Annotated in this window: 1 protein-coding gene; it reads right to left on the bottom strand. The window is 70.1% G+C overall.

Annotation, left to right across the window (positions count from 1 at the left end; genetic code table 11):
• Window positions 1-30 precede the first annotated feature (30 nt).
• Window positions 31-636 carry a transposase family protein gene (locus ABD209_RS15535; protein WP_344067826.1) on the bottom strand — a complete coding sequence of 202 codons (606 nt, stop codon included), beginning with the start codon at window positions 634-636 and terminating at the stop codon, window positions 31-33.
• Between the last annotated feature and the right edge of the window lie 229 nt (window positions 637-865).

Here is an 865-nt window from a genome sequence, read left to right as displayed (position 1 = left end):
GCGTTCCCCGAGGGCCGACTGCCGCCAGCTTCACCCAGCCGCTGCGACGGCCAAGCGATGTCGGTCTCTCACCTCCATCCGAAACAACAGCGCCTCGTGGCGCACGATGTGTTCATCGACCCCGAGAGTGGTGACCCCCTCGAACCGGGCCGGGTCGGCGTCCGCGGCTTCCAGCAGCGGCTTGATCGCAGCCCACACGGTGCGCCACCCGGTGCCGAGCTGGCGGCGGATCCCGTTCACGCTGGCGTGTTCACGCCGCAGCTGTCCGATCGCCCACCAGCATGCCCGCACCGTCAGCGTCGCCCGCGGCGACGCGACGGCCGCGTTCTGCTCAACGAACGTGGCTGTGGGGCAGTCCGGGTCCGGGCACACCCAACGACGCTTCACCCACCGGATCCGCACCCGCCGACCAAACGCGGGCGCGTCGACCAGATCCACCACGACCCGGCCGTGGGCGTGCGCGACGACCCCGCAGGTCGGGCATCCCATCACCGCCGGCTCGGACTCAACCGTGACCGTCAACGCGCCGCGGTCATCGCGGGCGACCTCGCTCACCCGTAACCCGTCCAGGCCGACCAGCAAGTCGCATCGGTCGCAGTACCCGCCACCACGGCAGCACAACGTAAGCTCACTCATCGTCGAGGTCCTTAAGATCCGGAGAGGTAGAAGTCCCCTGATCATCGAGGGCCTCGACACCCCCACGCGGGACCCCACGCCCGCCAGCGCGCCGAGCTCACCCCACACTCAATGGCGAAGAGCCGGTAATCCCGATGCCGTAGCTGGAGGTGCCCTCCACACCGACCGCGCTCAGGGGGCCGTGTTCGATCAGCCACGCCACCGCCCGCCGGTACCCGGCCACCGTGGT

Origin of the sequence: Nostocoides vanveenii (assembly GCF_039531165.1) — a bacterium.
Classification (GTDB): Bacteria; Actinomycetota; Actinomycetes; order Actinomycetales; family Dermatophilaceae; genus Nostocoides_A; species Nostocoides_A vanveenii.
Note: the sequence above shows the minus strand (reverse complement) of the source record. Positions and strands in the feature narration are given on the sequence as shown.

Coding starts and splice junctions, on each gene's coding strand:
- ABD209_RS15535 (WP_344067826.1), bottom strand. CDS start 636: ATGAGTGAGCTTACGTTGTGCTGCCGTGGTGGCGGGTACTGCGACCGA.